This is a genomic window from Polaribacter tangerinus (assembly GCF_038024095.1).
Classification (GTDB): domain Bacteria; phylum Bacteroidota; class Bacteroidia; order Flavobacteriales; family Flavobacteriaceae; genus Polaribacter; species Polaribacter tangerinus.
Genome location: NZ_CP150668.1, coordinates 1,623,825 through 1,647,735, shown reverse-complemented (window position 1 = coordinate 1,647,735; position 23,911 = coordinate 1,623,825). Strand labels below are relative to the sequence as shown.

At 30.6% G+C, this 23,911-nt stretch carries 20 protein-coding genes; 10 read left to right on the top strand and 10 right to left on the bottom strand.

Going from position 1 to position 23,911, the window contains the following annotated elements; genetic code table 11:
* The first annotated feature begins 49 nt into the window (after nucleotides 1-49).
* On the top strand, nucleotides 50-790 hold the full coding sequence (locus WHD54_RS07255; RefSeq protein ID WP_088324577.1) for a succinate dehydrogenase/fumarate reductase iron-sulfur subunit: 741 nt from the start codon (nucleotides 50-52) through the stop codon (nucleotides 788-790).
* An 86-nt stretch (nucleotides 791-876) separates the two neighbouring features.
* Here the strand turns inward: WHD54_RS07255 and WHD54_RS07250 are convergent, their stop codons facing one another.
* Nucleotides 877-2,694, bottom strand: coding sequence for a TonB-dependent receptor plug domain-containing protein (locus WHD54_RS07250; protein WP_088324578.1), 1,818 nt, complete (start codon nucleotides 2,692-2,694; stop codon nucleotides 877-879).
* Between the two features lie 79 nt (nucleotides 2,695-2,773).
* Between WHD54_RS07250 and WHD54_RS07245 the strand changes: the two genes are divergently transcribed.
* The 6 genes from WHD54_RS07245 to WHD54_RS07220 all read left to right on the top strand — a co-directional run bounded on the left by WHD54_RS07245 (nucleotide 2,774) and on the right by WHD54_RS07220 (nucleotide 7,422).
* Complete coding sequence (locus WHD54_RS07245; RefSeq protein WP_088324579.1) at nucleotides 2,774-4,270, top strand: PLP-dependent aminotransferase family protein; 1,497 nt, start codon at nucleotides 2,774-2,776, stop codon at nucleotides 4,268-4,270.
* A gap of 87 nt (nucleotides 4,271-4,357) precedes the next feature.
* A complete protein-coding gene (locus WHD54_RS07240; protein ID WP_088324580.1) occupies nucleotides 4,358-5,632 on the top strand; it encodes a Y-family DNA polymerase in 1,275 nt (424 codons plus the stop codon).
* A gap of 40 nt (nucleotides 5,633-5,672) precedes the next feature.
* Nucleotides 5,673-6,107, top strand: coding sequence for a LexA family protein (locus WHD54_RS07235; protein ID WP_088324581.1), 435 nt, complete (start codon nucleotides 5,673-5,675; stop codon nucleotides 6,105-6,107).
* Nucleotides 6,108-6,182: 75 nt separating this feature from the next.
* A complete protein-coding gene (locus tag WHD54_RS07230; protein ID WP_088324582.1) occupies nucleotides 6,183-6,698 on the top strand; it encodes a DUF2975 domain-containing protein in 516 nt (171 codons plus the stop codon).
* A 2-nt stretch (nucleotides 6,699-6,700) separates the two neighbouring features.
* Nucleotides 6,701-7,204 carry a DUF2975 domain-containing protein gene (locus WHD54_RS07225; protein WP_088324583.1) on the top strand — a complete coding sequence of 168 codons (504 nt, stop codon included), beginning with the start codon at nucleotides 6,701-6,703 and terminating at the stop codon, nucleotides 7,202-7,204.
* A 2-nt stretch (nucleotides 7,205-7,206) separates the two neighbouring features.
* Nucleotides 7,207-7,422, top strand: coding sequence for a helix-turn-helix domain-containing protein (locus tag WHD54_RS07220; protein WP_088324584.1), 216 nt, complete (start codon nucleotides 7,207-7,209; stop codon nucleotides 7,420-7,422).
* 78 nt (nucleotides 7,423-7,500) lie between these two features.
* On the opposite strand, the gene WHD54_RS07215 is transcribed toward WHD54_RS07220, so the two are convergent.
* A complete protein-coding gene (locus tag WHD54_RS07215; RefSeq protein WP_088324585.1) occupies nucleotides 7,501-10,008 on the bottom strand; it encodes a S9 family peptidase in 2,508 nt (835 codons plus the stop codon).
* 101 nt (nucleotides 10,009-10,109) lie between these two features.
* Nucleotides 10,110-10,559 (bottom strand): nucleoside deaminase, encoded by a 450-nt coding sequence (locus WHD54_RS07210; RefSeq protein WP_088324586.1) that lies wholly within the window; start codon nucleotides 10,557-10,559, stop codon nucleotides 10,110-10,112.
* 114 nt (nucleotides 10,560-10,673) lie between these two features.
* On the opposite strand from WHD54_RS07210, the gene WHD54_RS07205 reads away from it, so the two are divergent.
* Complete coding sequence (locus WHD54_RS07205; protein ID WP_088324587.1) at nucleotides 10,674-12,440, top strand: 1-deoxy-D-xylulose-5-phosphate synthase; 1,767 nt, start codon at nucleotides 10,674-10,676, stop codon at nucleotides 12,438-12,440.
* A 58-nt stretch (nucleotides 12,441-12,498) separates the two neighbouring features.
* Here WHD54_RS07205 and WHD54_RS07200 read toward each other — a convergent pair whose 3' ends face one another.
* The 3 genes from WHD54_RS07200 to WHD54_RS07190 all read right to left on the bottom strand — a co-directional run bounded on the left by WHD54_RS07200 (nucleotide 12,499) and on the right by WHD54_RS07190 (nucleotide 17,081).
* Nucleotides 12,499-12,924: a hypothetical protein gene (locus WHD54_RS07200; protein ID WP_088324588.1), complete on the bottom strand. Its 426-nt coding sequence runs from the start codon at nucleotides 12,922-12,924 to the stop codon at nucleotides 12,499-12,501.
* A 3-nt stretch (nucleotides 12,925-12,927) separates the two neighbouring features.
* Nucleotides 12,928-15,645, bottom strand: coding sequence for a T9SS type A sorting domain-containing protein (locus WHD54_RS07195; protein WP_088324589.1), 2,718 nt, complete (start codon nucleotides 15,643-15,645; stop codon nucleotides 12,928-12,930).
* A 98-nt stretch (nucleotides 15,646-15,743) separates the two neighbouring features.
* Nucleotides 15,744-17,081 carry a deoxyguanosinetriphosphate triphosphohydrolase gene (locus tag WHD54_RS07190; protein ID WP_088324590.1) on the bottom strand — a complete coding sequence of 446 codons (1,338 nt, stop codon included), beginning with the start codon at nucleotides 17,079-17,081 and terminating at the stop codon, nucleotides 15,744-15,746.
* Between the two features lie 208 nt (nucleotides 17,082-17,289).
* On the opposite strand from WHD54_RS07190, the gene WHD54_RS07185 reads away from it, so the two are divergent.
* Nucleotides 17,290-17,970: an SCO family protein gene (locus WHD54_RS07185; protein WP_088324591.1), complete on the top strand. Its 681-nt coding sequence runs from the start codon at nucleotides 17,290-17,292 to the stop codon at nucleotides 17,968-17,970.
* Nucleotides 17,971-18,020: 50 nt separating this feature from the next.
* Here the strand turns inward: WHD54_RS07185 and WHD54_RS07180 are convergent, their stop codons facing one another.
* From WHD54_RS07180 to WHD54_RS07170, 3 genes are read right to left on the bottom strand one after another with little or no spacing between them, the layout of a single operon-like run.
* The gene (locus tag WHD54_RS07180) at nucleotides 18,021-18,974 is read right to left on the bottom strand and encodes a transporter (protein ID WP_143744274.1); all 954 of its coding nucleotides are present in this window, start codon (nucleotides 18,972-18,974) and stop codon (nucleotides 18,021-18,023) included.
* A gap of 28 nt (nucleotides 18,975-19,002) precedes the next feature.
* Nucleotides 19,003-20,058, bottom strand: coding sequence for a cytochrome-c peroxidase (locus tag WHD54_RS07175; protein WP_233131014.1), 1,056 nt, complete (start codon nucleotides 20,056-20,058; stop codon nucleotides 19,003-19,005).
* 11 nt (nucleotides 20,059-20,069) lie between these two features.
* Nucleotides 20,070-20,846, bottom strand: a complete 777-nt coding sequence (locus tag WHD54_RS07170) for an MbnP family protein (protein ID WP_088324593.1) — start codon at nucleotides 20,844-20,846, stop codon at nucleotides 20,070-20,072.
* Between the two features lie 821 nt (nucleotides 20,847-21,667).
* On the opposite strand from WHD54_RS07170, the gene WHD54_RS07165 reads away from it, so the two are divergent.
* Nucleotides 21,668-22,450: an alpha/beta fold hydrolase gene (locus tag WHD54_RS07165; RefSeq protein WP_088324594.1), complete on the top strand. Its 783-nt coding sequence runs from the start codon at nucleotides 21,668-21,670 to the stop codon at nucleotides 22,448-22,450.
* A gap of 47 nt (nucleotides 22,451-22,497) precedes the next feature.
* On the opposite strand, the gene WHD54_RS07160 is transcribed toward WHD54_RS07165, so the two are convergent.
* A complete protein-coding gene (locus tag WHD54_RS07160; protein WP_088324595.1) occupies nucleotides 22,498-23,796 on the bottom strand; it encodes an aminopeptidase P family protein in 1,299 nt (432 codons plus the stop codon).
* Nucleotides 23,797-23,911: the final 115 nt, after the last annotated feature.

Sequence of the window (23,911 nt, the reverse complement as noted above, 5' to 3'; positions counted from 1 at the left end):
GTTAGTAATTTCTAACAGCCAAAAGCTAACAGCCAAAAGCATAAAAATTATGAATTTAACACTTAAAATTTGGCGTCAGAAGGATGCAAATGATAAAGGTAAAATGGTCGATTATAAAGTGACTGATATTTCTGAACATATGTCTTTTTTAGAAATGATGGATGTTTTGAACGAACAGTTGGTAAATGCTGGTGAACAACCAGTTGCTTTCGATCATGATTGTAGAGAAGGAATTTGTGGTATGTGTTCTATGTATATTAATGGCGAAGCACACGGCCCAGATAGAGGCGTAACCACATGCCAATTACACATGAGAATGTTTAAAGACGGAGACACCATTACTATAGAACCATGGAGAGCAACTGCTTTTCCTGTAATTAAAGATTTAGTAGTAGACCGTTCTGCATTTGATAGAATACAACATGCCGGTGGATATATTTCTGTAAATACATCTGGTAATACACAAGATGCAAATTCAATTCCAATTCCTAAAAAAGACGCAGACACCGCTATGGATGCTGCAACTTGTATTGGTTGTGGAGCTTGTGTAGCAACTTGTAAAAATTCATCTGCAATGTTATTTGTGGGTGCAAAAGTATCTCAATATGCATTGTTGCCACAAGGGCAAGTAGAAGCCGCAGATAGAGTTAGAAATATGGTAGCTCAAATGGATTTAGAAGGCTTTGGAAACTGTACAAATACTGGTGCTTGTGAAGTAGAATGTCCTAAAGGAATTTCTTTAGATAATATTGCTAGAATGAATAGAGAGCTAATGAAAGCATCTATATAAGAAATAGCAATTACAAATAATATAAAATTAAAAAGTTCAGTCTAAGAAGACTGAACTTTTTTTGTGCTTGTATTATACTACTAAAGCTATAGTCGATAACGCAAACCTACTAAAAAGTTTCTTCCTGGCATAGGTACAAAACCTGTTTCTATATACTGTTCGTTAAAAATATTGCTAGCAGTTAATGTAACATTAAACTTATTGGCGTTTATAATTACAGAAGCATCTAAAACATTATAATCGTTTCCTATATTTCTTTGAGCGTACTTATAAATAATATTCTGACGTACATTTTTTACTAATTGTGTAGAAAAACGAGTCGTAAAATGATGTTTTAGCGTATTTAAAGAATACCTAGACAATGCTTTGTTTTGTGCTAAAATAGTATCATCAATATAGGTATAACCAAAAGTAAAAGACTGGTTATAATTAAATAATTTAAATGATTGAGTGCCCGAAAGTTCTAACCCTTTTGTATTTACTGTAGCAATATTTTGTGCCGTAAAAATACTAATGCCCGTATTTGGTCTAATATAGTCTATTAAATTATCTGAATCTCTGTTAAAAAATGATAAAAACCCAGTAAAGTTATTATAACGATACTTTACCCCTAATTCTTGAGCAAAAGCACTTTCTGGTGTTAAATTAGCATTTCCAGATGTGGCAGGATCGCTGTAATACAAATCGGTAAAAGTTGGTATTCTAAAGGTATAACCAATATTTCCGTATGCTTTAACATTGTCCGAAATTTCTACACCAACATCTATACCAGGAAAAGCATTCCACTTAAAATCCGAAAAATAAGAAATTGCTACTCCTGGAGTAAATGAAATTTTTCCGTTAGCAAATTTAAAGCGATGTTCTAAAAACACATTTGCCATAGTTCTTTCTCTATCGCCAAGATTATTACTACGAATAGAAAAATGAGAAATATCTACCCCAAAACCTGTAATACCAAATTTAGAAGTATAAGAAACATTGGTTTCGAAACCAATTTTGTTGGTAATATGTAGGTTTCTAAAAAAACTAGGATCATTTCGTTTTAATAAAAAAATATCTTGTCCTCTTCGCCAATATACCTTTGGCATTACGTTAAAACCGTTTCCTTTAAAAGTTGTAGAAACACCTAACAAACTACTTTGTGTTTCCTCATACTCGTTCCACGCCGGGTTTGTAGTATAAAAATTTTCCGCCCCAAATTTCTTATCAAAAAAAGTACCAACAACTTCAATTGGTTGTTTATTTTTATTAAAAATGGCTTTTATAAAATAATTGTTATTTCTATAATCTGTATTATTCCTGTAACCGTCTGATGTTAAAGTACCTAAATGAGCAAGAACAGAAGTATTTTTATACTCTTTACCAATAGTTGCCGAAGCATTTAACTGACCAAATGAACCGCCCTCTACATTAAGAGAACTATTATTTTTAAAAGAAGTTTTGGTAACAATATTAATAGCACCAGTAAACGCATTTTGACCGAAAACTCTGGCTGCCGGACCTTTAATAATCTCTATTCTTTCTATAACCTCTAAGGGCAAAGCAGCATTAAGAGTATGATGACCGGTTTGTGCATCGTCCATTTTTATTCCATCTACTAGTAACAATGTTTGGTCGAAACCTCCACCTCTTATATACAAATCGGCTTGGGAGCCTCCTGTTCCTCTTCTTCGAATGTCTACACCCGCAACTTGCTGCAATACATCAACTATATTAGTAGCGGCACTATTTTGTATATCTTCAGAAGAAATAAGCTGTATTGTTCTAGCATTTTCTTTAAAAGGAAGTGCTATTCTTGTAGATTTTATAAGTATCGTATCTAACTTTTGAACTGACTTAATTTCTTGAGATTGAATACTAAATATACGACTAAAAAGTAGGAATAGTAATAGGAGATTTCTCATGATATTATTTTTATTTAAATTTTTAAAAACACGACAAAAATCGTAACTTTCTGGACTACTAAAATAGTCCGCTTTTATAATGAATGATAGTCCGGTTAATGACATTTTAAAACAGCTGATTTCTATTGATAGAAAAACTAAAAAATCTATTTATATTCAGGTTTCTCAGCAAATTATTAATGCTATTCAGCGTAAATATTTAGTAAAGGGAACAAAATTACCAGGAACACGAAAACTAAGTACCCTATTAAATATTCATAGAAATACAGCAGTGGCAATTTATGATGAATTAGCAGCGCAAGGATGGGTAAAAATTTTACCAAATAGTGGAACTTTTATTTTAGAGTCAGACGCAAATACTCCTAAGCTAAGAGCAAAATCATTTAACAATTTAAAAGTATATTCATATGCTAATACTACAGGATTTCCCTTTCAAGAAGCCTTTCATTTGGCTTCTACAAAAGAACAAACTAAGGCTAAATATAGTATAAATGATGGCAAACCAGATTTAAGACTACATCCTGTTCAAGAATTTACTAGGTGGTATAGTGCCGCTATGAAACGAAAAATGTTGCTACAAAAATGGAATCGTCCTTCACAATTTTCTAATACTGTTTTTCAAATACAATTATGCAATCACTTAAATGTAACTAGAGGCCTACACGTAAGACCTAAAAATGTAATAAGCACGCGTAGTACAGAAATGAGTTTATACATTGTAAGTCAATTATTAGTAAAAAATAACGATTTAGTTATAGTAGGAGAATTAAGTAATTATGCTGCTAATACAATTTTTCAGGAAGCAGGTGCTACGATTAAAACAGTCCCTGTAGACAGCAAAGGAATAAACATTTCATTTATTAAAAAAATTGCACAAAAAAATCAGATTCGTTGTGTATATATTTCTGCAAATAGGCATTATCCAACCACTGCAACTTTAAGTACAGCAAGAAGAGTGGCGCTTTTACAATTGGCAAAAGAATATAAGTTTGCTATTATAGAAGATGATTATGATTATGATTTTCAGTTTAAAGGTTCTGCCATGTTACCAATGGCTAGCGCAGATGCTAATGGAATGATAATATACCTTGGTAAAATTGGTCAATCTTTATTTCCTAGTTTTCAAATTGGCTTTGTGGTTGCTCCTGAAAACTTAATTACAGAAGCAAAAAACTATTTAGAACTATTAGACAAACAAGGAGATTTAATACAAGAACAAATAGTGTCTGAACTTATTGATGAAGGTGAAATTTATCGTTTAATTAAAAAAAATACTAACATTTATAAAGAAAGAAATACACTTGTGTGTAAAGAATTAACAAAACACTTTAAAACTATTGCCAAATGGAAAGTTCCCTCTGGCGGACTAGCAATATGGTTAGAATTTACACCCAAAATACCTTTATTAAAACTTGCTGAAGCTGCAGAAAAAAACGATCTATACCTCCCAAAAACAGTTTTATATCAAAATAAAAAAACATGTGCTATTCGACTGGGTTTTGGTCATTTAAACACTAATGAAATTCCCTTTGTTATTACAAAACTTAAAAAAGCTTACCTTACAATAACAGCCTAAATAACGCTGTTTTAACAACTTTAAAATTTAACATCTTAAGATATTAACAACCTATTTTTGCCTGTTATTTTTTGATATTTTTATAGCATGTTTGCACTTATAGATTGTAATAACTTTTATGCCTCTTGTGAGCGCGTTTTTAACCCAAACTTACAAGGAAAACCAGTTGCTATTTTAAGCAATAACGATGGTTGTGTAATTTCTATGAGCGACGAAGCAAAAAAATTACAACTCCCTTTTGGTGCACCTATTTTTAAGTGGGAGTCTTTTTGCAAAGCAAACAACATTACCGTTTTATCATCTAACTATCCATTATACGGAGATATGAGCGCACGTGTAATGAATATTTTAAAAGACTTTTCTCCAGATATAGAAGTGTATTCTATAGACGAATCCTTTTTAGAACTTAAAGGTTTCGACAACTATAATTTTGCAGAATATGCTACAACAATGAGACGTAGAATTTTAAAATGGACAGGTATACCTACTTGTGTAGGAATTGCTCCTACAAAAGCTTTAAGCAAAGTAGCCAATAAAATAGCACGATCTAACTTAAAACAATCTAAAGGAATTTGTATAATAGACAGTGAAGAAAAAAGAATTAAAGCATTAAAATGGACTAAAATTGGTAAAGTATGGGGAATTGGCGGCCGTTTACAAAAACGCTTAGAAGCCAAAGGAGTAGTTACAGCATACGATTTTACACAATTACCAAGCGATTGGGTTTTAAAAGAATTTTCTATCGTAGAATGGCGATTGCAAAAAGATTTACAAGGAATTTCTAAAATACCTCTAGAGGATGCTGTGTCTTCTAAAAAAATGATTGCAACGACACGCAGCTTTGAAAACACTTATTCAGATATCGAAAATATAAAAGAACGCATTTCTACTTTTGCAACAAGTTGCGCAAAAAAACTACGTGAACAAAAATCGAGCTGTCATCTTATTACCGTATTTTTAAGAAGCAATCGGTTCGATAAAAATCAACCTTACTTAAAAGAAAGTACTACCGCAATTTTATCATATCCGACAGACTCTTCATTAATTATTTCTAAAGCAGCTGTAGAAGCAGTAAAAAATATTTACAAAAAAGGAATACAATATAAAAAAGCAGGCGTTATTATTTCTGGACTCGTACCTAACGATAATTTTCAATTGAACTTATTTTCTGAAGAAAATCCGAAACATAAACCTTTAATGGCTGCAATAGACTCTTTAAATAAAAAATTTAAAAGCGATAAGATAAAACTTGGAAATCAAGATTTAAAACGAACTTGGAAAATGCGACAAGAGCGTTTATCAAAAAAATTTACAACTAATATTAACGAAGTTTTTATTGTTAATTCATATCATAAGAAATAAAAAAATAAAAATTTAGAAAAAAAATTATAATTTGCCCTACATGAAAACACCCAAAAATCTTGTCTTTTTTTCTCCAAAAACATCTTCTGGAAATGGAGCTATTTTTGTTGATACAGGTATTTCTGCTGGGTTTCCCTCTCCTGCAGACGATTTTAGAGAAACCAGAATTTCTTTAGATGATGAACTAATTACCAATAAAGAGGCTACCTTTTTTGCTAAAGTAAAAGGGCAATCTATGATTAATGCAGGTTTAGACGATAACGATTTACTAGTAATAGATAGAAGTTTAGAACCTGCAAATAATAAAATTGCTGTTTGTTTTTTAGATGGCGAGTTTACTGTAAAACGCCTACGTGTAGAAAAAAATGAAGTTTGGTTACAGCCTGAAAACCCAGATTATCCAATCATAAAAATTACAGAAGAAAACGATTTTGTAATATGGGGAATTGTAACAAGTGTAATTAAAAAAGTATAAAATTATTCTTATTTAATATTTTATTATTGTTTTTCAATAATTTTTATATATTTGTATCATCAAAATGTATAAAAAATGAAAACTGAAACAATTTTAAAAATCATGAAATTCTTTTCATGGTTCGCATTTATAGGATTGATGATTAAATGTGGCGTAATTTTAACCTCATACATCGCTAGTATTTACAAACCAGAAATGGCAAAAAACCTATTTGAAGGCTTAAATCTTTTCGAATATTACAACCATAGTTTTGTAAACTATTCTTTTTTAGTGTTTTATAAAATAATACTATTTGCAATAGAAGCCTATATTGCCTATTTAGTTATTATACTATTAAAAAAACTAAACCTAGAAAAGCCATTTAAAATTGACATACATAAAATGATGAAAAAAATAAGTTATGCTATTTTTTATTTATGGGTAATAGCAATAGTACACAATACACACATTCAATTTATTGGCAAGAAGCACGATTTTGAAATTAGTTTATTTTCTAGTGATTTTGTTTTTCTATCTCTTATCATTTTCATTTTTGCTCAGATTGTAAAAAGAGGTATAGAAATACAATCTGAAAACGACTTAACTATATAAATATGAAAAAAATAAAAATTTTAAAAAGAATGGTATTAATTCTTTTTAGCTTTACACTTTTGTGGTTTTTAGGAGATAATATACTAACTATTAGTGCTTTAATTTTTAACAATGATGTACTACATCTTGGGCATTTTAGTTATGAAAAAACTTCTTTACCAATAAAAATAGTGGTAATAATAAAACTTTTTGCTTTTTGTCTATTTTTATATGGTGCTTATTTTCTTATTAAAATTTTGCTAATAAAAAATATTACCGACTACTATAACAACAACGCATTTAACTTTTTAAATAAAGCAGGTAAACTTATTATAATTTCTAATATAGTAGCCTTTTTACTTAGTTTTTCAATATTTTTTATAGATATAAAGTACTATGTATACTTTAATGCAAATTCTAGATATTTATCTTTATTAATGATTGTGTTTGGTCTTTTTTTAATAATTTTTAGTAAAGTGCTTGTAGTAGGAAAAAAAATTAAACAAGAAAACGACTTAACCATATAAATATGCCAATTATAGTAAACTTAGATGTAATGCTTGCAAAACGTAAAATGAAAAGTAAAGACTTGGCAGAAATAATAGATATAACAACAGCAAATTTATCTATTTTAAAATCTGGAAAAGCAAAAGCAATTCGGTTTTCTACGTTAGAAGCAATTTGTAAAGCTTTAGATTGTCAGCCTGCAGATATTTTAGAATTTGTAGAAGAAGAAAAACGCTAAAAGGTTATAATTAAAAAACGCTGAATATTCATTCAGCGTTTTTTAATATATTAATTCCAATTCAAAAGATAAACTCTTTTATCTATTCATTGGTTTATCCATATTCATATACAGAATATCGGTATCCGTAGCTTCTTTTCCTAACAAATACTTGCTAAAATGATCGGCTCTTAGCCAAAAAGAATATTCTGTCATGTTTCCGAAACCGTGTCTTTGTCCTGGCATAATCATAAATTTAAAACGTTTATGAGCTTTAATTAATTGCTCTGCCATTCTTATAGTTCCTGCCGGATGCACATTATTATCCATGTCTCCATGAATTAACATTAAATGTCCTTTTAAGTTTTTTGCTAACGCCTGATTGTAATCAATATTATATTTATGAGAAATCTTTCCTTTTTCATCAATTTCTTCTTTTACACCGTGGTGGGTTTCACTCCACCAAGAATTGTATACTCTATTATCATGATTACCTGCTGAAGAAACAGCTGCCTTAAAGAAATCTGGATATACCAACATAGCTGCAGTAGACATAAATCCACCACCAGAATGCCCATAAATTCCTACTTTTTCAATGTCTATAAATGTATGTTTATTAGCTAGTTGTTGAGCCACATACTTTTTATCTGCCAAACCATAATCGCGTAAATTACCGTAACCGTAGTTATGATACCATTTAGACCTATCGGGATGACCACCTCTGTTACCCAGTGTAATAACTACAAAACCAACTTGAGCCATTCTATCTAAACGATCCATTCTATAGGAAAAAGCTTTGTTTACAGCTTCGGTTTGTGGCCCAGGATATACATACTCTAATAACGGATACACTTTTGTAGAATCCATGTCAAAAGGCTTATACATAACACCATAAATATCGGTAATACCGTCATCTGCTTTTACTTTAAAAGGCTCTGGAAACTTATATCCCGAAGCAAATAATTGAGATAAATCGGCAGTTTCTAAATCCATAACTTTTCTTCCGTTTACATCTCTTAATTCAGATTTAGGTACTGTATTTACTCGAGAATAGTTACTTACAAAATACTTGTTAGAATCTGACATTGATGCTGTTGCAGTAAAATCTCCAGAATCTAAACTGCGCATTCCAGTACCATTAAGATTAATTTTGTAAGTGTGTAGATAGTAAGGATCTTGATTTTTATTTACACCATTTGCCGTAAAATAAAGTGTTCTAGATTTTTCATCCAATCCAGCAAAATTATCTACATGATAGTCACCTTCTGTAACCTGATTTTTTAAGTTTCCTTCTGCATCATACAAGTAAAAATGAGCCCAACCGTCCCTCTCTGCCCAATGTAACATTTCTGTTTCATTGTTAAATAAAATAAGAGGTCTCGACTCTATGTATGTATTAAAGCGCTCTTTAATAAGCGTTTTATACTCACCAGTATTTATATCTGCTACATTAATATCATATTTTTTTCGATCTCTAGAAATTACACTAAAATATACTTTACCTTTTTTTGAAAGCAACAAAGAAGGTCTAAAATCATCATCTCGACTAGACTGTTTCATTGGTGCTCTAAAAACTGAAATACTTTGCTGACGAACAGTATCTAAAGGTACTTTAACATGAGTTTTTGTAGGAATATCAAAAATTAATAATTCAGATTTATAAAACTCTTGTTCTCCTGGCATATGATATTTATAGGTTTCTAGAGTAGGTCTTTTCTTACCAGTAGAGTTAATTACCCATAAGTCTTTAATATGTCTAGAATCTGATTTTTGAAAAACAAACTTCTTAGAATCATGAGACCAAGTACCCCAAACTCCTTTACGTTTGTCTTTATTTTTTTCTACATCTTCATTGTCTTGTCCTCGGTTACTGCCGCCATAGCCGTAGTTTTCTACTCCGTCTTTTGTCCACTGATTTTCTACAACAGTCGTATCTTTTTCATCTTTAATAAACTTTTTAAAGTTCATTTTATCCATCCAATACAAATTGTAATTTTTAGAATAAAGAACAATAGAACTGTCTGGAGCAATATTTGCCCATCTTCTCCAAGGCTGCTTTTCTTCTTTTTTTGTATTGATAATTGTTAATCCGTTTCCACCAAGTTTATATTCTAAATAATATACTTTCTTCTCCATTTTAGGCTTTTTCTTTTTAGCCTTTTTTGTAGCAGTAGAATCTTTTTTAGAAGTTTCTTTTTTAGTATCCTCTTCTACAGGTACTTCTTCTGTAGCAGTTACTCTAAAACGAAAAGCGTCTTCAGCTTCATTAAATTTAATATCTAAACGTGGTAAATGCTGTGCGTCGTATGGATCTTTTGTAATTTCTGTTAACCATTTAGCCATTTTAGAATTATTAAACAAAGGCTTTTTTGTTTTCTTATCTGCATCAACAATATAATAATTTGAGCCTTCAGATGTTTTATATGAATACCAAAAACGATTGCCTTTTTTTAACCAATGCGGACTCACACTAGTTGAGTGAACCATTTTAGCTAAATTTTTAGGCGAATACTTTGCTGCCTGTCTGTAATTTGGTGAGGGCGTTTCTTGTGCTAAACTGATAGACACAGTAAAAAAAAGCACAAAAAATAAGATTAAATTTTTCATTTGTATTTGTTGTTTGATTAACTTAAAAAGTTAAAGTTCTCTAAAAGATTTTAAACTACAAATTATAAATGAAAAATTCTTACAATTTTAACAGTTTTAGATTAATTAAGATTACGCTTTTCTATAAAAAAACGTTTTAATAATAATGAACATTCATTTTCTAAAATACCACCAATAACTTTAGTTTTTGGGTGTAACGTTGTTTTTAACTGAATAAAACCTCTTTCTAACTCACTTGCTCCATACACAATTTTACCTATTTGAGTCCAGTAACTAGCTCCTGCACACATTTGGCAAGGCTCTAAAGTAACGTATAAAGTGCAATTTTTTAAATATTTACCACCTAAAAAGTCTGCAGCTGCGGTAAATGCTTGCATTTCTGCATGTGCTGTTACATCGTTTAACGTTTCTGTTAAATTATGGGCTCTTGCAATTATTTGATTATTAAAAACAATTACAGCTCCTACAGGAATTTCTCCCTTATCAAATGCTATAATAGCCTCTTCATAGGCCTTTTTCATAAAATAAATATCATCAAAGGGTTGTATCATCTGTGGTAGAAATTAGTAAAACACGAAATTAAGCAAAAAAATACAACAGTTTTTTTAATTCTTCATACACTCACTTACATTCATCAAAAGTTAAATTGTATTTTTGTGTTAGAAATGAAGGGTTTATTAGATCATATAGAAAGTCCGAAAGACTTACGAAAATTAAAGGAAGTTCAATTACCACAATTGGCAAAAGAATTACGTGCTTTTATAATAGAGGTTCTAGCTACCAAAGAAGGACATTTAGGTGCTAGTTTGGGAGTTGTAGAGCTAACTATTGCATTACATTATTTATTTAATACTCCAAAAGATTTGTTAGTTTGGGATGTTGGACATCAAGCATATGTTCATAAAATTTTAACCGGTAGAAGAGCTAATTTTCATACAAATAGGCAATTAAATGGTATTGCAGGTTTTCCTACTAGAACAGAAAGTGAATTTGATACTTTTGGAGTGGGGCATTCTTCTACCTCAATTTCTGCTGCTTTAGGCATGGCTATAGCATCCAATTTAAAAGGAGAAACCAAAAGGCACCATATTGCGGTTATTGGAGATGCATCTATTGCCAGTGGTATGGCTTTTGAAGCGCTAAACCATGCTGGTGTTTCTAACGCTAACTTATTAATAATATTAAACGACAATGCCATAGGTATAGACCCGGCTGTTGGTGCTTTAAAAGAATATTTAACAAAAGTAAAAACAGATAGAAAATTAGCCGCCCAAAATAATATTATTAAAGCCTTAAATTTCGACTATTCAGGACCAATAAACGGTCATAATTTGCCAAAAATTATTTCAGAATTAACACGGTTAAAAAACGTGAAAGGTCCTAAGTTTTTACATATAATTACTACAAAAGGAAAAGGGTTGCAAAGAGCTGAAGAGGATCAAGTGACTTACCATGCTCCTGGTAAATTTGATAAAATTTCTGGTGAACGATTAGCACAGTTAAAAAACCCATATACCAAATATCAAGATGTGTTTGGTAAAACCATTTTAGAATTAGCAACAAAAAACTCGAAAATAGTAGGTATTACACCTGCAATGCTTACTGGAAGCTCTTTAAAACTTATGTTTGAAAAGTTTCCAGAAAGAACTTTTGATGTTGGTATTGCAGAACAGCACGCAGTTACACTTGCAGCAGGAATGGCTACTCAGGGATTAATACCATTTTGTAATATCTATTCTACTTTTTTACAACGCGCTTACGACCAAATAATACATGATGTTGCGCTGCAAAAACTACCTGTAATTTTTTGTTTAGATAGAGCAGGACTAGTAGGTGAAGACGGTGCCACGCATCATGGTGTTTTCGATTTGGCATATTTACGGTGTATACCAAACTTAACTATTTTTGCTCCAAGCAACGAAATAGAACTGAGAAATATATTGTACACTGCACAATTAGGGATAAAAAATCCTATTGCTATAAGGTACCCTAGAGGAACAGGAAACTTAACACATTGGCAGCTACCATTCAAAAGAATAAAAATTGGAAAAGGAATTCAATTAAAGGAAGGTAAAGAGGCTGCAGTTTTATCTGTAGGTACTATTTCAGAAAATATTAAAAAAGGAATTGAGTATTCTAAAAACAACGAAAAAATAGCACATTATAATATGCGCTTTATCAAACCATTAGATGTTGAACTTCTTCATACAATTTTTAAAAAATATACAACCATTTTTACTGCGGAAGAAGGTGTAAAAAAAGGGGGCTTTGGAAGTGCTATTCTAGAATTTGCTACTGAAAACAACTATAAAAATAAAATTACTGTAATTGGTATTCCCGATAATTTTATTACTCATGGCACTGTCTTAGAACTTCAAGAAATGACTTGTTTAGATGCTAATAGTTTGGGGAAACTTTTTAATAAAATATAAAAAAAGACGCTATTGCTAGCGTCTTTAATTTTAAAAATAATTACTAAAAAATAGCTTGTTACATTGGTATATTGCCCAATGGCGATTTCTTTTGTAAAGTATACTTTGTGTATTTTTGCTTTCCTTTGTAAAAATAGCTTAATACTACTTCAGATTTTTTTAACTTAAAAGGAATATTATCCTCCTTTAATTTTTTAAAATTCTCTTTATAAACTCCTGCTTCAATTTTAAAAGAATCTTTAATTCCTGAGGTAGCTACAAACTCATTTCTAAAATAAATACCTAAAAATTTAATAGCTGTTTTATCAAATTTTTCAAAAGTTAATACGGCATTTATAGCTGTTTTACCTTCAAAAGTTCCGGGTGGAATTTCTATGTAATATCCTTCTTTTAAAGAAAGTGCATTGCTCTCTACCAATTGGTATTTTTGAGTTTTACATCCCATTAGAAAAATAAAAAGTAAAAAATAAAAAGGATACTTCATACGTTAGTTTTTAACAAATTTTCTGGTAACTGTTTTGCCATCACTTTTAAGATTTAATAAATACATACCTTGACTTAAATCTTGAACATCTATTTTTTTATCTTGTACAACACCACGTTTTACCTCTTTACCATCAATACTATATATAGAGAATTTTGTAGAATTTCCAATAGTAATATCGCGACTAATAAGAGTAAGTTCTCTTTGCGTAGGATTAGGGTACATGGCTAATTGAACAGTTTCTTTGTAGGTTTCTTTTACAGATAAGCTGCTATTTAAGTTGGTTTCAAACATACCGTTTCCGTGGGTACCAACCAGTAAAACATTATCTGAATGTCTGTAAACCAAACCGCTTACAATAGGAATACCCATAACAGTGCCTCCTTCCAGAGACCAATCTTCAGTTTCTGGATTTTCAGATGAATACAAACCTCTTGCTGTTCCTACAAAATAATGAGTTTGATCTCCCACCATTGCAATAGCTGCCGATCGAATTGAATGTGAAGCCAAATTACGCTCTACCTCTACCCATGTTGGACTTGCTGCAGTTGCGTTCTTAGTAATAAAAATATTTTTTATAGTACTTCCATAACTAGCATATGTAGCAATTAAAATATCTGAATTTGTGGGATGAATGGCTATATCAGAAATATACTGACTATTATTAATATCTAAATCATCAACAAAAACACCTGGTGGTGTCATTTTTTTAAGTGTAATTTCGCTAGTATTTTTAGGATCGCTTACTCTATAAACATTACCTCCTCTACCACCAATAAAAAGGAAACTAGAAGAAGCATCATAAGTTCCTCGGGTAGTTTCCATTGTTAAAATTTTTTCTCCAAAAGGTAACTTTCCAATTTCATCCCAAGTAGAACTGCTTACGGTTTCTGCATTATCTGTTCTTAATAACTTATCTCCACCAGCATAATAAATAATTTCTGAATTATCTGGGTCCATGTGAAAATAGGTTACAAAACCACTATCATATTCATCTCCATTCTCGTCTTTAGGAGTTATATTCGAATTTAAAAAAGTATCTTCTCCTCTATACATATTTCCATTCTGAGTAGAAGCATACACATAAAATCCACTTAATAAATTGTCTGAATTTGCAACTGCTACCGCAGCTCCATCACCCCCAAAATATGATTTCATAGAAGATTTATCTGGTCTACCAAAATTAGTTCCTCCAATGGTAGTACCATTATCTTGAGCTCCACCAATTACAATGTCTGATCCTGACTCATTCATCATATTTATATGATAGTATTGATATGTAAGATAATTGTTGTTTAAGTTGTTCCAGCTTACCGTTTCTGAACTTACGTTTGTTGTTTCGTGAACACCTCCGTCGGTTCCAGAATACAAAATATTACTATCTGTTAATCCCCAAGCTACTGCATGAATATCTGGGTGATGATTAGAATAAAGTTCATAACCATTGGCATCTTTATAACCACCAATTCTTTTAAAAGTGGTATCTGTAGTTATGTTGTTAATTTTATAAATATTTGTACCACCAATAACCACAAAGTTTTCATTGTCTGGCTTTACCGAAACCACTAAATCATAACCACCCTGTATAGAAAAGGGATCGTTTCCATTAGACTCTCCAGCTTCATCTGGTAATTTACTACTGTAGTCTACCCAAGTATCTGTTGAAAAATTATACTGAAATAAATCTGCCTCAGCTACTCGATTTCCTGCAGCATTATTGTCTCCATTGTCATACAACACATATACGATGTTTTCGTTAGATGGCGCTATACCTAGAGTAATTCTTCTCGTTGGGCTAAAATTAGTTACATTTTCTGAAATACGTGTCCAGTTTCCAGAACCTGTTGGTGAAGTCCAAACACCGCTAACTGCAGAAAATCTTCCATCTATAGCAACAAAAACTCTTCCTGAAGTAGTAATTTCTAAATCTGTCCAACCTAAAGAATTATTATCTATTTCTAACTCTACCACTGGTGAAGGGTTTGCTAATCTGTAAACTTTTCCGGCAGTACCAACAAAAAGTTCTCCCGAAACAGGGTGTACTTCCATATCAATTATATAATCGAAAAAGTTGTCAAAATTTTCAAAAGCACCATTTGACGTTGTAGCCATTTGTTGCCAAGTTAAACCGCTATCGGTAGATTTCCATACTCCATAGCCTCTGTATTGCTCTTGAATTGAAGCACTATTACCAGCATACTCTCCTGTACCATAGTACCAAATGTTTTGAAAACCTGGCCTTGGATCTTGTGCAATTGAAGTAACGTTGTGAATTTCATCAAAAGCAGAAACTTTTGTCCAATTTTGTCCACCATCTGTGGTTCTAAATACACCGCTACTTACACCTCCTGCTAGCATCGTTTTTCCTGAAGCATCAGATATATCTACTTGCAATGCTCTGGTTCTACCACCTAAATTAGACGGACCTCTACTAATATAATTGTTGGTATTAGTTCTCGACGCATAAGTACTTTGTTTTTCTAACAAAGCATTTTCAAATTCTTTTAACTTTTCCTCTTTTGGTATTTTACCTGTTAAAGGATTTTTTTGCATGTTAAAATCGTGTAACCATCTTTGTTTTGTAGCAATTGCCTTCTCCTCTTGAGTTTTCTTTTTCTTTTTTGTGTGCTTAAGTTCTGATGACAATTCTGTATTAGAATTGCATGCAACAAAAAAAGTAAGCACTAAGGCAAGGGTTAAAAATTGGTAAATTTGTTTCATTTTACTGTATTATGGTTCATAAAATTAGGGATACACATTAGTGGTATTTAAAAGAAAATACTCCCTTAAAACGTACAATTTAGTAATTAATATTGATTCTAAATTATATTTCCTGATATTTTTTTGTGAATTCGAATGGCATAACTGTCAGACATTCTAGAGACATAGCTACATATTTGCATGATTCTATCATACAAATTTTCTGTTTCTACTTGATACTCTTCAGGTAATAAATGTAGTACAAGTGTATCGAAGTTAGAGGCCTTTCCTTGATGCTGATTGTTTAAAGCAGTTACAAATACATCTAGTAAATCGGCAATAATTCTGTAACCAGAAACTTCTTTTTCAATTACTTCTTTACTCTTATATATATTTTTAATACTTATATTAATAATATCCTTAATCTGTGCCTCAAACCTACATTTGTCTAATAGTGGTTTGTTAAAGGTACCATTTAATATCGCAGTTTCATTGTCTAAAAACAGCGTTACCGCTTCATTAATAAGCACTCCAATTGCCAATGCTCTTAAATAGCTTACTCGGTCTGTTTTATGTTCTAAAGAATGATATTTTTTAATATCAATAGTATCTTTTACCAATTTAATTAAAAACTCCAATGCAAATTCTTCTTCTATTAAACCTAGGTTTATGCCGTCTTCAAAATCTATAATTGTATAACAAATATCGTCTGCAGCTTCAACAAGATATGCCAATGGATGTCTGTAATAAGAGTTATTTTCGATAGATTTTGGTAACATTCCTAACTCGTTTACCACCTCTAAAAAAGCTTGTTTTTCGGATTGAAAAAAACCATATTTTTTATCTACAACATGTAATGTAGGCTTCTTTGGCAAACTTTCTTTAGGGTACTTTAAAAATGCGCCCAATGTTGCATAACTTAGTCTTAAACCTCCTGCAATACCCTCTCTAGATTCTGTTAAAATTTTAAATCCGTTAGCATTCCCTTCAAAGTCTATTAAATCTTGATATTCTTTTGATAACAATTCTTTTTTAAACTGTATCCCTTTTCCTGTTTTAAAATATTCGCCAATAGCTTTCTCGCCAGAGTGGCCAAAAGGAGGATTTCCTATATCATGCATTAATGAAGCCGCAGCAACAATAGCTCCAAAATCGTTAAAAGTATACCCTAATGCTGCTAAATTAGTATGCCTTTCTAACAATACCTTTCCTACCTTTCTACCAAGGGTTCTACCCACTACAGAAACCTCTAAACTATGTGTTAATCTTGTATGAACAAAATCGGTTTCAGACAAAGGTATTACTTGAGTTTTATCTTGAAGACTTCTAAATGCCTTTGAAAAAATAATTCTATCAAAATCTACGTCGAAACCCAAACGAGTTTCATCTTGTGCTATTCTTTCTCTTTTTTTTGTATCACCAAAACGCTTTAAAGAAAGTAATTGTTCCCAATTCATCATAATTGTAAAATATCGTCGAAATTAATCAAAAACCATTAATCTTTCAACATCATTAACTTTAAATATTACTTTATAAAAAAAAGTAAAACACTTAGAAATTCATTTTTATTAAGAAAAAAATACCCACATTTTTATGATTTTATTAGATTTTAGTTCTTTTTTAAAGAAATATTAAGTCGTATTTTTGCTTTATAACTAGATATTTATGGAAATTAAATTTTTTAAAAAATCAATTCCTACTTTACTTTTTTTAATTGCTTTTTCTGCAGTTTCGATTCCAGTTTTTTATCATCTATTAAAAGTTGATAAAACATTAAAAATTTATAACCCTATAGACTTTAATCCGCAATTGGTGGACTTTTCAATTAAACACATTACTAAAAATCATACAATTGCAGATTTTGAGTTAGTAAATCAGAACGGAGAAATAGTTACTAACAATAATTTTAAAGACAAAATTTACATAGCAGATTTCTTTTTTACAAGGTGTCAAACTATATGCATTGCAATGGCATATAATATGAGCGAGCTACAAAATTTTTACAAAAACGATACTGATATTATGTTTTTATCTCATTCGGTTACACCAGTTATAGATAGCGTTTCTGTATTAAAAGAATATGCAAAAAAGAAAGGGGTTATTGATGGTAAATGGCATGTAGTAACAGGTCCTAAAAAACATATTTACGAACTAGCAAGAAAAAGTTATTTTGCTGTTCTAGATGATGGCGACGGTGGAGAGAACGACTTTATTCATACAGAAAATTTTGTTTTAATAGATAAAGAAAGACGCATAAGAGGTTCTTATGACGGCACAGATAAAGAAGAAATGGAAAGGTTAAAAACAGATATTTTGCTTTTAAAGGAAGAATACGTTAGAGAATAAAACAACTGAATACTTTTTTAAAAATATTCAGTTGTTTTACACATAGAAAACTATTCTAGAGAAAAATTTAAATAAACACTTAAAGAACTATTTGGAGTAACATTTCCGTTAAATAAATTGTGATGAATTGGCAACGTGTAATTAACACCAACAATTGCTTTATTAAAGATAGTTTCTGCTCCTAATATTCCGTTAAATACATCACCGCTTGTATTTTTTATAGTTTCTTTATATTGAGAAATAGGATTATAAACATCTCCAGAAAAACCTATAAATGGTAAGAAACTAAAATTATCTTTTGCTATTGTATAAAATAAATTTGTACGGTAGCTAAACTGATTTCCAAAACGGTATTCATTCTTATTTTCACCTTTTAGATAATAAGTTAAAGAGGTGCTAAGCCCAAAATTATTTTTATTAAAGCCATGTGAAAGTGCAAGAACAACATCTAAACTTCCTGTACCTACCTGAAAACCTGGGTTTACACGATTTGCTAGTACTTGTTCAAATTTACCTGTAGGCAATTTCACCCCAAAACCAAATTCTAATGAGTGATTTGATGTTTCTTTCACAGGTATTAAATTAGTGTTGTTCTCTGAAGATTGCTTAAATAATTTTAATTGATACCAACCCATAATTATAGCATCTCCAAAACCACTAACTGCCTCCGTTTTATTAGAAAATCTCCTTTCTAAATCTTGATAAGGCATTACTGCACTTATATAAATTGAACTGTTAACTGGTATTTTACCCCAAAGTTGATAAGCACTAAAATGCTCTTTTGTTGATGGCGAATTTACAAAAATACCATCTTTAGAAGTGTAAGATTGATACATATATCTGACTCCTATAAAACTTGCACTGCTAATTGTTCCTATACCAAAACTTGCTCCGTTTGCTGAAGAACCACATATATCGCAAAAATAATACTCGATATTATTTAGTATATTATCTGATTTATAATCTATTAATTTTTTTGAAAACCCATCAAATGAAATGGTCAAAAAAAATAAAAATATTAGAATTGATTGTTTAAAATTCTGAAAAACGTTTATCATTTAAAAAAGTATTATCTGTTAATGTATTAAGAAATTTGATGAGGTATTTTTTTTCTGAAGGAGTTAAGTTAATTCCGAAACTTCCATCTCTTTTTAATAAAAGTGTATCAATTTTACCACCATTATCTAACATTCCTTCTGAATAAAAATTTAATACAGCGTTTAAAGTTTTAAACCTACCATCATGCATGTACGGAAAAGTTACAGCAACATTTCGTAAACTTGGTACTCTAAACTTATAAAAATCATCTAAGAAACCTGTAACACGTGCTCGTCCTTCTTCATCAGGAAACTTAGAATTAAAAGGCAAACCATTATTTCTATATGATTTATCTGTAAATAATTCTCCCGAGTGGCATGACGCACATTTGTTTTTAAATAATTTAAAACCCTCCTTTTCTTCATCTGTAAAATAAATATTACCTTCATTTCTTACTATTTTATCGTATTTAGAATTAGAAGAAATCATGGTTACCATAAATTGAGAAAGTGCTTTTAACATTCTTTCAGAATTAATTTCATCATCACCAAAAGCATCCTCAAATAATTGCTTGTAATCGGTATCTAAACTTAATTTATCTAAAACAGATGGTATTGTTTCACCCATTTCAAACTCACTTGTAATAGGTATAATAGGTTGCAAATCTAAATGTATTGCAGAACCATCCCAATTAAACTCCTCAAAATATGCCAAGTTCTGAATTGGTTGTGCATTTCTAAAACCTAATAAATTATTAACACCATGGCTAATAGTATGACCATGATGAGTAAATGCCGAAGCTTGTTCGTGGCAAAAACCACATGAAACAACAGAATTTTTAGACAATCGGCCCTCATAAAAAAGTTTTTTTCCTAAAGCTATTCCTTCTTCAGTTAAAGGGTTTTGAATAAGGTTATAGCGTAATTTAGGAAAATTTGAGGGCTGGTTTAACGCAACTTTAGTAGTGATTTTTACATATTCTTCCTCATGATTTTCACAACCAAAAAAGAGAATAAAAATGAAAACAGTTATTTTTTGCATTATTTTCATGACGATTAATACTAATTATGTACGTGATCTATGTAAAACATTTCGCTTGTATTATTGGCAATTTTTGGAGATTTTAATGCATCTACATGAATTTGTGACCCTTCATCTAACAAAAATTTGGTGCTTCCAGACAATATGTAAAACACATTAGAAACTACATGGATTTCTGGTATTTTATCTGTTCTAATTCTTGCAGAATTTGGTAACGACAATGTTACCTCTCTATAATTGTCCAATACTTTTCCATGACTTCCCATATGAAATGCAAAAGCACTTGGAGTGGGAGAATTTATAGAAGTATATTCTCCTTCAAAAACTAAAAACTTGTACCCTGCCTGCCAACTCCACATCATTTCTGCATCTTGAGCAAGGGTTAAAAAATTACCCTGACCCGTTGCTCCTTCTAAATATTTTTCCTGATCTACACCAATTCCAAAAGTAATCTTTGTGTAATCTCCTTCAGGAATATTAGAAAGAGAAATAAACTGAGAACTATTCACAAATTCATCTACTATAAAATATGAATCATTTTTTGGGTAGGTGAAAATAGTTCCATCTGCTTTTTCTAACCTTATATTACTGATTATATAGGTTACTTTAGAAATTTTTATTTTTTCAGTTTCGTTTGCGAGGTATGAAGTGGTATTTAAAATTAAGTCAGAATCGCCGTAAGAATTATCAAATTCAAGCGATAAATTTCCCTTTCCATAAAGAATATCATCTTCTGTGTTAGTACAGGAAAAACTAACAAATACCATTAATAAAGATATGTATATATTGATTTTCAATTTTTAATTTTTAATTTTTTTAAATCGTTATTTATAACAACTGATTTACAATCAATTTTTATAAATAATTGAAACTTTAAACGATAATCTTTTTAAATAAGAAACCCAAAGAAGTATATCTTTAGAAATTTTTATAAAAAAAATTAACGCCTTGTTTTAATAAATTATTTTAATGCAAAAAAGTATAAGACAAAGTACAAGTGTAACTTTTTCAGCTAAATTTAGCTTCATAAAAGACAATGAACACCCATAATAAATACTTATAAGTAATTATTTGCAACAGATTATTTGTATAATTTAGACAATAAAATCTGGTGGTTGTTCTATACGAGAAATGGTAAGAATTGGATGTAATGAATTTAATTTCCAATTGTTTTTAGAAGTATTTAAAATACAACATAGACTCAAAGATAAAGTAAAATCAGATTGATGAAAAACTGGAAAAAAAGCTTCTGAAACAAAGAACACTCCCTCAAAAGTATCCTCTGAATTTTCTGTAGATGTAAGTACTTTTTTTAGATGACATTTTCCGTTACACGCTAGCTCTGGAGCTTTTTAATTAACGCAATATGTTTCTATAATGTAATCTATATTTAATTGAAAATAGGCCAGATAACCAATAGAAAACAATGGTCTTAAAGAAAAAGATATTAAAACTAATAAGGTTAAAACTTTTCTCAAAATTAAATTTAAAATACAAAGATAATATGTAAAAATTAGATAACATAAAATACTATTGTTAAAAATAATTTTACTAAAATTTGTACTTCTATATTTGGTAATTTTAAAATCACTACTTTTACTTTTTTATATTTTTTTTTGTGTTAAACTACTATTCATATCCTAATATTAACTCGAAAGAGTGGGTAACTTTTGTACATGGTGCAGGAGGAAGTAGTACTATTTGGTACAAACAAGTTCGCGATTTTAAGAAACACTTTAATGTCTTAATTTTAGATTTAAGAGGTCATGGAAATAGCAAACCCTCTTTAAAAGATACCTTTAAAGCCAAATATACTTTTAACTCTATAACAGCAGATATTGTTGAAGTTATTGAACATTTAAAAATATCAAAATCTCATTTTGTGGGCATTTCTTTGGGTACTATTCTAATTCGGAATTTAGCTGAAAAAAGACCAGAATTAGTGCAAAGCATGATTATGGGTGGCGCTATTATTAAAATGAATTTTAGATCTCAAGTGTTAATGAAAGTGGGTAACATTTTTAAATCTGTAGTGCCTTACATGTTACTTTATAAATTATTTGCATTTATAATAATGCCAAATAAAAATCATAAAAACTCGCGTTTGCTTTTTGTAAACGAAGCAAAAAAACTATACCAAAAAGAGTTTATTAGATGGTTTAAATTAACTTCGGAAATAAATCCTCTTTTACGCTTTTTTAGGGCAAAAGATATCAAAATTCCTACTTTATATGTTATGGGAGAAGAAGATCACCTCTTTTTACCTTCTATAAAAAATATCGTTTTAAAACATACTACCTCATCACTTTTTGTCGTGGCCAATTGCGGTCATGTAGTAAATGTAGAGCAACCTGAAACTTTTAACAAAAAAACCATAAATTTTATAACCTCTTTAAAATAAAAAAAAGCGAGTAATAAAACCCGCTTTTACAATAATTTATAACCTATTTATGAATTTCCATTCATAATTTCTTCAATTTCATCAGCTTCTATAGGGATGTTTGCCATTAAATTAATAGGTTCCCCTTTTTCCTGAACCACAACATCATCTTCTAAACGAATACCAAAACCCTCTTCAGGAATATAAATACCTGGCTCTACAGTAAACACATTGTTGGCTTGCATAGGTTCATGCAAAAGGCCATAATCATGAGTGTCTAAACCAATATGATGACTCGTTCCATGCATAAAATACTTTTTGTATGCTGGCCAATTTTTATCTTCATTTTGTACATCTGCTTTGTCTAGTAAACCCAATTTTAACAACTCTGCAGTCATCAAATGCCCTACCTCTATATGGTATTCTTTCCATAAAGTACCAGGAAGCAATAATTTTGTTGCCTCCTTTTTTACATAATTTACGGCATTATATACTTCTTTCTGGCGTTTGGTAAATCGTCCGGAAACAGGAACTGTTCTAGATAAATCACTTTTATAATTGGCATATTCTGCCGCAATATCAAATAAAATTAAATCGCCAGCTTTGCATTGTTGATTATTTTCTACATAATGTAACACATTGGCATTATTACCTGATGCAATAATTGGTGTATATGCAAACCCTTTCGACCTATTTCTTACAAACTCGTGCAAAAGTTCTGCCTCAATTTCATACTCCCAAACGCCAGGCTTAATAAAGTTTAAAATTCTTCGAAATCCTTTTTCTGTAATTTCACATGCTTGCTGCATAAGAGCTATTTCTATACTGTCTTTTACCGCTCGCAATCTCTGCAAAATTGGGTTGCTTTTTGCAACACTATGTGCTGGATATTTTGCCAACAGCCATTTTGTAAAACGATCTTCACGTGTTTCTGTACTTACATTTGCTCTATAATGTTCATTGGTATTTATATAAAATGTATCTGCATAAGCAGCCATTTCGGCAAGTACCTTTTCTAAATCTTGCAACCAATAAACAGTTTTAACTCCTGAAGTTTTAAAAGCAGCCTCTTTAGTTAGCTTTTCTCCTTCCCAAACAGCAATATGATCGTTTGTCTCTCTAACAAACAATACTTCTCTTAAATTTTTATTCGGACAATCTGGATATAGCATTAATACACTTTCCTCTTGGTCTACACCAGATAAATAAAAAATATCTCTATGTTGTTCAAAAGGCATTGTACTGTCTGCACTAATAGGATAAATATCATTAGAATTAAAAATAGCCAAACTATTAGGCTTCATTTTAGAGGCAAAATTTTTACGGTTTTTTATAAATAATTCTGATGCTATAGGGTGATATTTCATAATGTTTCTTATTTAAGAATCAAAGATAAGAAATCTTAATGCCAACGTAAAATAAGAAATGTATAGCACAGTTATATTCTACAAAATCTCACACAGTTTGTCGCCCTGAAAAGGG

What these genes read in the sequence shown, in the direction of transcription:
- WHD54_RS07255 (WP_088324577.1), top strand. Translation starts at nt 50, where the DNA reads ATGAATTTAACACTTAAAATTTGGCGTCAGAAGGATGCAAATGATAAA.
- WHD54_RS07250 (WP_088324578.1), bottom strand. Translation starts at nt 2,694, where the DNA reads ATGAGAAATCTCCTATTACTATTCCTACTTTTTAGTCGTATATTTAGT.
- WHD54_RS07245 (WP_088324579.1), top strand. Translation starts at nt 2,774, where the DNA reads ATGAATGATAGTCCGGTTAATGACATTTTAAAACAGCTGATTTCTATT.
- WHD54_RS07240 (WP_088324580.1), top strand. Translation starts at nt 4,358, where the DNA reads ATGTTTGCACTTATAGATTGTAATAACTTTTATGCCTCTTGTGAGCGC.
- WHD54_RS07235 (WP_088324581.1), top strand. Translation starts at nt 5,673, where the DNA reads ATGAAAACACCCAAAAATCTTGTCTTTTTTTCTCCAAAAACATCTTCT.
- WHD54_RS07230 (WP_088324582.1), top strand. Translation starts at nt 6,183, where the DNA reads ATGAAAACTGAAACAATTTTAAAAATCATGAAATTCTTTTCATGGTTC.
- WHD54_RS07225 (WP_088324583.1), top strand. Translation starts at nt 6,701, where the DNA reads ATGAAAAAAATAAAAATTTTAAAAAGAATGGTATTAATTCTTTTTAGC.
- WHD54_RS07220 (WP_088324584.1), top strand. Translation starts at nt 7,207, where the DNA reads ATGCCAATTATAGTAAACTTAGATGTAATGCTTGCAAAACGTAAAATG.
- WHD54_RS07215 (WP_088324585.1), bottom strand. Translation starts at nt 10,008, where the DNA reads ATGAAAAATTTAATCTTATTTTTTGTGCTTTTTTTTACTGTGTCTATC.
- WHD54_RS07210 (WP_088324586.1), bottom strand. Translation starts at nt 10,559, where the DNA reads ATGATACAACCCTTTGATGATATTTATTTTATGAAAAAGGCCTATGAA.
- WHD54_RS07205 (WP_088324587.1), top strand. Translation starts at nt 10,674, where the DNA reads ATGAAGGGTTTATTAGATCATATAGAAAGTCCGAAAGACTTACGAAAA.
- WHD54_RS07200 (WP_088324588.1), bottom strand. Translation starts at nt 12,924, where the DNA reads ATGAAGTATCCTTTTTATTTTTTACTTTTTATTTTTCTAATGGGATGT.
- WHD54_RS07195 (WP_088324589.1), bottom strand. Translation starts at nt 15,645, where the DNA reads ATGAAACAAATTTACCAATTTTTAACCCTTGCCTTAGTGCTTACTTTT.
- WHD54_RS07190 (WP_088324590.1), bottom strand. Translation starts at nt 17,081, where the DNA reads ATGAATTGGGAACAATTACTTTCTTTAAAGCGTTTTGGTGATACAAAA.
- WHD54_RS07185 (WP_088324591.1), top strand. Translation starts at nt 17,290, where the DNA reads ATGGAAATTAAATTTTTTAAAAAATCAATTCCTACTTTACTTTTTTTA.
- WHD54_RS07175 (WP_233131014.1), bottom strand. Translation starts at nt 20,058, where the DNA reads ATGAAAATAATGCAAAAAATAACTGTTTTCATTTTTATTCTCTTTTTT.
- WHD54_RS07160 (WP_088324595.1), bottom strand. Translation starts at nt 23,796, where the DNA reads ATGAAATATCACCCTATAGCATCAGAATTATTTATAAAAAACCGTAAA.